General features: G+C 44.1%; 11 protein-coding genes and 1 pseudogene (1 of these 12 running past the window's edge). 2 read left to right on the forward strand and 10 right to left on the reverse strand.

From position 1 onward, the window contains the following. The coding region (locus GXP22_10360; GenBank protein NOX09866.1) for a flagellar hook-length control protein FliK at positions 1–760 on the forward strand (760 nt) is incomplete at its 5' end. Beyond that, entirely contained in the window at positions 757–1,059 is a 303-nt protein-coding gene (locus tag GXP22_10365; protein ID NOX09867.1) for a type III secretion protein, read from the forward strand. The genes GXP22_10360 and GXP22_10365, both read left to right, overlap by 4 nt. Before the next feature lie 113 nt (positions 1,060–1,172). On the opposite strand, the gene GXP22_10370 is transcribed toward GXP22_10365, so the two are convergent. The 10 genes and pseudogenes from GXP22_10370 to GXP22_10415 all read right to left on the reverse strand — a co-directional run. Further along, entirely contained in the window at positions 1,173–2,474 is a 1,302-nt protein-coding gene (locus GXP22_10370) for a PD-(D/E)XK nuclease family protein (GenBank protein ID NOX09868.1), read from the reverse strand. Between the two features lie 71 nt (positions 2,475–2,545). Next, on the reverse strand, positions 2,546–2,713 hold the full coding sequence (locus GXP22_10375) for a hypothetical protein (GenBank protein NOX09869.1): 168 nt from the start codon (positions 2,711–2,713) through the stop codon (positions 2,546–2,548). A gap of 69 nt (positions 2,714–2,782) precedes the next feature. Next, complete coding sequence (locus GXP22_10380; GenBank protein NOX09870.1) at positions 2,783–3,172, reverse strand: DUF2802 domain-containing protein; 390 nt, start codon at positions 3,170–3,172, stop codon at positions 2,783–2,785. A 24-nt stretch (positions 3,173–3,196) separates the two neighbouring features. Then, positions 3,197–3,673 carry a chemotaxis protein CheW gene (locus tag GXP22_10385; GenBank protein ID NOX09871.1) on the reverse strand — a complete coding sequence of 159 codons (477 nt, stop codon included), beginning with the start codon at positions 3,671–3,673 and terminating at the stop codon, positions 3,197–3,199. A 128-nt stretch (positions 3,674–3,801) separates the two neighbouring features. Then, on the reverse strand, positions 3,802–4,548 hold the full coding sequence (locus GXP22_10390; GenBank protein NOX09872.1) for a chemotaxis protein CheW: 747 nt from the start codon (positions 4,546–4,548) through the stop codon (positions 3,802–3,804). Next, positions 4,545–5,333, reverse strand: coding sequence for a ParA family protein (locus GXP22_10395; GenBank protein ID NOX09873.1), 789 nt, complete (start codon positions 5,331–5,333; stop codon positions 4,545–4,547). Before GXP22_10395 ends, GXP22_10390 begins: the two co-directional genes overlap by 4 nt. After that, a complete protein-coding gene (gene motD, locus GXP22_10400) occupies positions 5,330–6,277 on the reverse strand; it encodes a flagellar motor protein MotD (GenBank protein ID NOX09874.1) in 948 nt (315 codons plus the stop codon). Before motD ends, GXP22_10395 begins: the two co-directional genes overlap by 4 nt. A gap of 47 nt (positions 6,278–6,324) precedes the next feature. Next, the gene (locus tag GXP22_10405; GenBank protein ID NOX09875.1) at positions 6,325–7,065 is read right to left on the reverse strand and encodes a flagellar motor protein; all 741 of its coding nucleotides are present in this window, start codon (positions 7,063–7,065) and stop codon (positions 6,325–6,327) included. A 12-nt stretch (positions 7,066–7,077) separates the two neighbouring features. Beyond that, on the reverse strand, positions 7,078–8,124 hold the full coding sequence (locus GXP22_10410) for a chemotaxis response regulator protein-glutamate methylesterase (GenBank protein ID NOX09876.1): 1,047 nt from the start codon (positions 8,122–8,124) through the stop codon (positions 7,078–7,080). 1 nt (position 8,125) lies between these two features. Beyond that, positions 8,126–9,392 (reverse strand): annotated as a pseudogene (locus GXP22_10415) (chemotaxis protein CheA) (it continues 759 nt past the right edge of the window).

A 9,392-nucleotide genomic window follows, 5' to 3' on the forward strand; every position in this document is an offset into this window, starting at 1 on the left:
CGCACCGGCTGGAACTACAGCTGCCACAACAACGACAACCGCACCGGCTGGAACCACAGCTGCCACAACAGCGACAACCGCACCGGCTGGAACCACAGCTGCCACAACAACGACAACCGCACCGGCAGCAAGCACACCTGCCGCAACCCCAAACGAAACGACGACAACAGCCAATATCCCGGGTAGGAGCACATCAACACCACCGCCACTACCCGGTACCGAACCCTACGCCCAGGTCAGGGTTCAAGCCCAGCCCAATCTACTTAATAATCTACCTTTATTACAAACACAACTACAACAACAGGTCGAGGCCACGCTAGCCAGAATGCAATTACAACAACTGGCCGCCCTCCCTCAAGGGACAGAACGAACACCCGAGTGGCTATTTGAATTACCCTTGCAAAAAAACCAGCAAACTGACCTGTGGGATATTCGCATTAAACAGGAAGACAAAGATGCTAGTGATGGCGTTGAACACAACAAAGCCAACCAATGGGCAATCAATCTAGCCTTTAATCTACCCAAACTGGGTGCTATTCATGCTCGGGTTGTACTCAACAATGATACGATTTCAAGCCATTTTTCAGCCGAGCATCCATTTTCAGCGGAAATATTTAATCAATACTTACCCAAACTACGGCAGCAACTGGATAATGCCGGACTGGATACCGCCGACCTGTCTTGCCAGCAAGGTATTAAATCAACCACATCATCCACGATGCCACAGACTGGTCGTTCACTCATTGATGAACAGGCATGAATAAACCCTCAGCACCCGCCACTATTCGACTCGCCGTTGCCCTACACTATGATGGAGAAGAAGCCCCTCGTGTCACCGCCAAGGGTGGGGGCGATATTGCAGAAAAAATCCTGGAGATCGCGAAAAAAAATAACATAGCCATTGAAGAGAATGAGCAATTGGTTCGGGTCTTATCCCAGGTTAACCTGGGGGATGAGATCCCGGAAAATCTCTATATTGCCATTGCCGAGATTATCGCCTTTACCTACTATGTTTCAGGTCGGGTTCCCGAAGGATTTGATCCGGAAAAATACGAATAAAAGGCCTAACCCGCCCTTTGTAACCTTTATTTTTAACCTTAACAACCCACACAATACTCTCTAAGTTCGAAGGGTAACTGGCATCATCCAGCATGAAAAATAGAGGGTTAAATTTAAAAAAAATAATTTATCTCTTTAATATATTTACGCACGATATCTAGCATATCGTATTTATCCTTAGATATATTGTTTTGTAATCTAATCGATTTATATTTACCTAGATTTTCTTTATTAAGTTTGTTTCCAGTAAAATATTTACCCCAGATATTCTCGATAACCTCAAACTTTTCATCATTAAAATTAATAAAATGGAAAACCAACTTAAGATTAAAACAAGGCAACTCATTTTTTAAGGAATCATCTTCAAACGTCTTGGCTTCTTCAAAATGCAAATAAACACACCACTTTCCAAGTTTATCTTTTTGAATAACACGCCATTTATCATGATGAATACTTATATATTTCCTAGTAAACTCAATAGTTATATTGGGTTCATTAGCTTCCAAAAAATTATTTAAAGCCTCATTTATACTGGACTCTCTTAGCAACTCAAAAACATCTTCATTTACAAAACACAAATGTTTAATACGCAAGTCATCAGTCCATTTTTCCTGTATATCAGATAAATAATCCTGGCAATCCATATTATATATTTCATGACGATCTAATATTTTCAATGCTTCTATATGCTTTTGACTAAATTCATGATAGATCCTTCTAACATTCTCATAATGAGGATCAGACAATAAACAATCATCTACTATTTCATTATGATAATCCGTGATTATTTGCTTAATACGCTCAGGAACATGAGGTTCTTTAATGGCATAAGATAAAGTATCTATTAGCCATTCATAGGATATCTTTATCCATTGCTCATCGGCTTTACCTGTCCATTTTTCCATAAAATCCATATACAAATATAAAACGTCAAATTCTTTTAATTTTTCATCACCCCACTTACGATAATTTGCAAGCTGATCACCACTTTCTCCAGCCCCATATTTATTTTCAATAACAATAGCTATATCATCATCAGGCAAAATCAAAAGTATATCAACACGGCCATAATTATCAGCAGTAAATTCCGTAAATGAAATAACTGACTCTAATGACATCTGTGAAATTGTTATCGGTGTAATATCTAAAACATCAAAAAAAGCAGGCTTTATATTTTTATCAACCAATTCATACCAACAAGCATTTAATAAAGTTTTAAGTGGAGTAGTACCTAACCCATGTGATTCATTCGGGTTTAATATCCACTGAATCATACGACTATGTTCTATTTCAGAGATTTTATTTAATTGAAAACTACTAACAGATTGGTTATATGCCTGAAGAATCTTAAAGTCAGGATCAAGAATAAGAGAATTGATTAATCTTAATTCATTTGGTTTAAAATTATTAGACATATCGTTTCTCCTTATTCACAAACATTATTTACAACTAATCACTGCCGCCCCATTAACTCAAGAGACAGGAATTACTCTTCTCTAACAGAGACCCTTGCCCGCACGACTGCATGGATGCAGGAGGTAGAGCAACGCATGGAGCAGTTGCCGAGGGATGCGGGCATGGAGCCTACATGGATATATTCACGGCGTGTCTCTGATAGAGAGGAGTGATGCATGTCTCGAACTTTACCAGACAAGATTCCCGCCTGCGCGGGAATGACGACAGTGTCTTCGGGAATGACAACAAATGGTGCGTAGTACGCACCCTACCCGGCTTTGGGCACAGCATGTAACATCGTTAACAGGTCGGCCTCGCCCTGGGTGATACCGCAATTCAGCACCAGTTCTTTGGCACTCACACCACTTTGTGCCATCTGTATCGCCTGACTATACGATTTTTGATTGCCATTCCTCAGTTCCAGCTGATCCTGACGTTCAATTAAGCGGCGCAGTTTCTGTTCCGCACCAACCACTCGATTGCCGGCACCAGCCGAGGCCTTGCACAAGGCAGCAAGATCATTTCTAAGATGCCCTAGCTCACTCGCGATAGCTTGCTGTTGCTCACGTACAGAACGAAACATTAGCAACAGATAGGCACATGCAGCAAATGCCAGAATAATACCCGTAATTACAGCATATATAATTGTTTGTTCCATAATATCACCCTGATCACCAGTCTGTTAGAAACCGACCATATCCATCCACTCATCATCACTTAATAATCTGTTTACATCCATCAAAATCAACAGACCTGAATCCCTGCTAACGACACCCTTAATATACTTTGAACTCTCATCATTTCCCACATTAGGGGGTACATCAATATCGGAGGTCTGCACATTAACGACATCAGCAACACTATCAACCATCATGCCAATGACATGCTTATCAGACTCAATGATAACGATACGGGTTGCATCATCATTTTCATTCGACATCAGACCCAGGCGTTGGCGGGTATCAATAACTGTCACCACATTACCACGTAGATTAATAATACCATTCACATAATTCGGTGCGCCAGGTACCGGGGCGATCTCACTAACTCGTAAGACCTCCTGAACTGTCATCACATCAATGCCATAGGTTTCATCAGCCAATTGAAAAGTCACAAAACGACGTGTTTCACCCGTACTATTTTCATCCACCTCAGCCATATTTACCTCTTATTAAAAAATGTTCTACCGTATGAGTGACTTATATTACTGTTAATAATCGTCAAATAGTAGACGATTTTCCATATATTATAAGAATAAAGCATAATTCATGCCACTTACTACCTTTTCTATCCCTGAATACTACTAATAAACGCATCAACATCCATTAATGCACACATTTGTTGAATCACCGTACCTGATAACCAGGGACGATTCCTTCGTGCTGAACGCCACTTAACTGCTGTCGTTTCCAGCGCAACCACCTCAACGACTGAATTGCACACCAGCCCCCATTCACCATCACCGACTAGCAGGATGCGCCCACAATCCTGAACAGGGCTATGATCCCTACCCACAGGCATGACTATCTCTGCCGTGTTAATCAACTTAACCTTTTTATTCTGATTGGTAATAATGCCCAAAAACCAGGAACGACTTCCCGGCATGCGGGTAACGTCCTCGGGCTGCCACACCAACACCCCATTCAATTTTATCAATGGTACCGCCATCGTTAGACCCGACACTTTGAATAACAGGCATTCAAACGTTGATTGCCCCCAGGCAGGTACCGTATGCTCATCCCCCTGAGTTTGGGTCTCGGGTTCTGCTTTTTGTTCAGCTTCACTAGGCGCTATAACAGTAGAGACCGCCTGTTCAACAACGATCACTTCGACCGGTTGTTCAGCTATAACGGGAGGGGCGGGTGTTATAACAGGTGCTAACGCTATTTCAACAACAGGCTGGGGCACTTCTACAATCGCTGGAACCTCTTCCACAACATCGGCAACCTGTGGGGTCAGTAATGATTGCAGGTAAGATCCCAGCGCTAGTTGCTGCTCCAGCACAACATCATCCTGATCATCCAATCTTTTCATTGTGCCTGTACCTGTTCTATCTCTGGGTCGCGTCCATCAAGGTTATTTAACAACTCCTGATAAGCTACAACTGCCCTGGAAGAGGGTTTATACATGGATAAGGGGACACCCGCCTGACTCGCCTCTCTAAGCTGCGTGTCGACAGGAATCACACCTGACCATAAATTCTCACTGTACTGATCCCGCAAGGCCGCACAGGTATCACGCGAGGCCCGAGTTCTGCGATCAAATAAAGTAGGAACTACAGTATAGGATAATTCAGCCCCTCGTGCACGCTGTACCATTTTCAGTGTACGCAGCATTCGTTCCAGTCCCTTTAACGCCAGGAACTCGGTTTGTACAGGAACAATCAAATGATTACATGCCGCTAATGCATTCACCATCAACATACCTAATATCGGTGGACAATCCATCAATACATAATCATATTCACCCGCTAATTCAGCCAGCGCCTGAGCAACGACCAGTCCCATACCATCCTGCTTGCCCAGTTGACGATCAAGAGTCGCCAACGCGGTTGATGATGGCAGTATACTCAGATTTTCAAATCGAGTGGGTAACAGGATATCTCTCGCTGTAATCTTTTGATCAATCCGAAACAAGTTATAAACTGAACTCACAATGGTATCGGGGTCATTACCAAAATAGGTTGTTAATGAACCATGAGGATCGAGATCAACCAACAGGGTTTTCACGCCTTCCCCAGCCAATAATCCTCCTAGAGTAACGGCAGTCGTAGTCTTGCCTACGCCGCCTTTCTGATTAGCAACCGCCCATATCTTCATTGAACATTAACCTCTTCAATGATCGGAGGGAGAATAATATCCGGGGTGATATCTGCTTGCCGTCTAACATCATCTTCACCCACCAATAGCAATACTACGCGCCTGTTTTTTTGTCGTCCCTGTTCAGTTGTGTTATCTGCAATCGGACTGTATTCACCATAGCCAATAGCTAACATACGCTTCGGGGCCACTCCATATTTAGTAAACAGATGCACGACACTTGCCGCTCGACTAGCTGATAACTCCCAGTTTGAAGGGAAAGCGGGTGTATTAATGGGAATATCATCAGTAAAACCTTCTACCTTTATTTCATTAGGAAAGGCCTTCAGGATCTCGGCAATATCTCTCAACACAGGTAATGATTCTACCGACAAGACCGCACTGCCACTCAGAAACAAGATACTGGAGTTAATCTCCACCTCAATCCATTTGTCATCACGACGAACACTAATCAAATCCTCATCAATCAAGGAAGCCATTGCATCTTCAATATCATCGGCCATCTTCTGCACCGCCGAATCCTTTTCGCCGCCTTCTCCCGGACCCTTGCCGTTATCTTTATCTATAGTCTTATCTTTGCCTATATCATCCTTATCTATATTTTCCTTTATATCGGTCTGCTTCCTCACTTCTCCTCGAGAGGGAAGCTGATTCGGCAATGGTATATTGGAACTTTGTATTAAATTAGCCTTAGGATCTTGCTGAAACTTCACCTTGGCAGGTATACGCATCAAGGTACCTACCTGAATAGGTTCCATACTTTTCATTGAATCACTAAAGGCATTACTTACCGAGTCCGACAGGACACGATACTTGCCTTCATTAACAGAAGAAACCGAATACATCACGACAAAAAAGGCAAACAACAAGGTAATAAAATCAGCATAAGAAATCAGCCATCTCTCATGGTTCTCATCTGCCTCCTGCCTCTTTTTACGCATCATATATCTACCTGGAGAGTTTCTGGACATACCGCAAGGAAACCTCCGGTTTATTGCAAATACCCTTGCAGTTTAATCTCGATATTACGCGGATTCTCACCTTCGGCAATGGCAACAATCCCTTCCAACATCATCTCGCGTAAGGAAGTCTGATAGTGAACATGACTTTTTAACTTACTGGCAATCGGCAAAAAAAACAAGTTTGCTAATCCTACACCATAAATCGTCGCAACAAAGGCAACCGCAATACCACCGCCCAGCTTGGCTGGATCTGCCAGGTTATTCATCACGTGAATCAACCCCATTACCGCACCAATAATACCAATGGTAGGCGCATACCCACCCATACCTTCATAAACCTTGGCTGCCTGGGTATCATTATGCTCTACCACATCGATATCAATCTCCAGTATACCTCGAATTGATTCAGGCTCATTACCATCCACTAGCATCTGCACACCCTTACGCGCAAAGGCATCATTTTCATCTTCTATTATACCTTCAAGGCCCAACAGGCCTTCTTTACGCGCAATATTACTCCAGTCAACAATCTTGTCGACCGTATCCTGTTGGTCAAGTTTAGGCGGGATAATAATCCAGGATAGCATTTGCATTGAACGCAAAAAAACAGGCATTGAGACCTGAAGCATAATCGCGCCCACGGTACCACCACCAACAATCAAAAATGCTGTTAACTGCAATAATCCGGAGAGATGTCCACCTTCGAGAAAGTTTCCACCGATAATGGCACCAAAGGCAAGGATGATACCAATGACACTCAATATATCCACAAACCCTGCTCCCTATACACCCTTAACCAGTTCAGTCGATATATTATCCAGGGCAATCTCATGATCAGACAGTCCAGCTTCAACAATAGCCATAGGCATACCATAAATCACGCAACTGGCTTCATTCTGTGTCCATACCGTCGAGCCACCTTGTTTTAGTTTGCGCGCACCCTCTCTACCATCCGCACCCATGCCGGTTAAGACCAAGGCTAACACCTTGCCAGGATGAATGCTGGCAACCGATTCAAAGGTCAAATCAACACAGGGGCGATAATGCATACTGGCATCAGCATCATAAATCTTTATCTTTACCAACCCACCTTCCTGCACCAAACTCATCTGCCGGCCACCTGGAGCTAGATAGGCTGTGCCGGCCTTAAGCACATCACCATCCACTGCCTCACACACAGTAATCTTGCATTGCTGATTAAGACGTTCGGCAAAGGGCCCGGTAAAACTCCCGGGCATATGCTGAACCAGTAAGATGGGTGTTGGGAAATCCTGTGGTAATCCAACCAGAACCTTCTGCAAGGCAACGGGACCACCCGTTGAACTACCAATAACCACCAGTTTATTGCTTTTTTTATATTGTACAGGCTTCGCTGTTACCTGCGCTGTAGACGCCGATGAACGACTACTTACGGGTACTTTTGCGGTTAAACCACGGGCACCCAACTGACGTACTCGGGCACGCAATACCCTTTTGGCACTTTCCTGATCCTGCGATATTTCATCAAAACGTTTGGGTAAAAAATCAACCGCACCCGCTTCCAACGCATCAAGCGTCGACTTGGCACCATCATAGGTAAGAGAGGATAACATCAAAATAGGCGTTGGATTGCTTGCCATAATACGCCGAACGGCAGTAATGCCATCCATCACCGGCATCTCGACATCCATTGTCACAATATCCGGTTTAAATTCCGCAACCTTGCGGATAGCATCCTTACCATCGACAGCGGTAGCAATCACCTCAATACGAGGATCACTATTCAAAATCTCAACAATACGTCGCCGAAAAAACCCTGAATCATCAACAACCAGAACTCGAGCAGCCATCCTAGTGCACGTTAGCCTTTACCAGACTAGGTACATCAAGAATCAAGGCGATACGTCCATCACCGGTAATTGTTGCGCCGGCAAAACCTGGCATGCCACGTAATAAGGCACCCAGTGGTTTAATAACCACTTCTTCCTGCCCAATCAATTGATCGACAACAAAGCCGACACGTCGACCACCTACATTCACGATAACAACATGGGAATGAACTTCATCATCACTTGATGCCGTACCACTACCCACCAACCACTCGCGCAAATAAAACAACGGCAGTGCCTTTTCCCTGACCATTACCACTAGCTGACCATCCACTACATTAGTCTGTGATGAATCCAGATTAAATATCTCATTCACACTAGCCAATGGCAAGGCGAAGGGTTGGTTACCCAACAAGACCATCAGCGTTGGCATAATCGCCAATGTCAACGGCACACGAATACTGAAGCGAGAGCCTTTACCCTTAACCGAAGTAATCTCAATCACACCATTGAGTTGATTAATCCTGTTTTTAACCACATCCATGCCGACACCACGACCAGAAATATCAGATATTTCTTCCTTAGTTGAAAAACCAGGCATAAAGATCAGATTAAAACATTCATGTTCTTCCAAACGTCTAGCAGCCTCTTCATCCATCAAGCCTTTTGACACGACGGATTGACGCAATGCATTAGCATCCAGCCCCTTACCATCATCTTCAATCGACAGTAGAATATGATCACCTTCCTGCTCAGCCGCCAGCACCACGGTACCAGAACGGGTTTTGCCTATGGCCTCTCGATCATCCGGCATCTCAACACCATGATCAACTGCATTACGCACCAGATGCACCAGGGGATCAGCGAGTGCCTCGACCAGATTTTTATCAAGATCCGTATCTTCGCCTTGTAATTCCAGAACAACCTCTTTATTCAAGGCACGCGCAAGATCCCGAACCACTCGTGGAAAACGCCCAAATACTTTCTTGATCGGTTGCATGCGCGTCTTCATTACTGAAGATTGCAAATCAGCTGTCACAATATCCAAACTGGCAACCGCCTTGGATACATCTTCACTCATATCTGATTTTAATGTGGATAAACGATTTCTAACCAGCACCAATTCCCCAACCAGATTCATGATATCGTCAAGACGACTGGTATCAACGCGTACCGTAACCTCTGCCTTGGGCTTGGCTGAGGCAGGAGCCTCTTTTTTAGAACTCGATTTGGGTGCAGGTGCAGGTGCAGGTGCAGGTGCAGGTGCAGGTGCAGGTGCAGGTGCAGGT

The sequence above is a fragment of the Gammaproteobacteria bacterium genome (assembly GCA_013151035.1).
Taxonomy (GTDB): domain Bacteria; phylum Pseudomonadota; class Gammaproteobacteria; order JAADJB01; family JAADJB01; genus JAADJB01.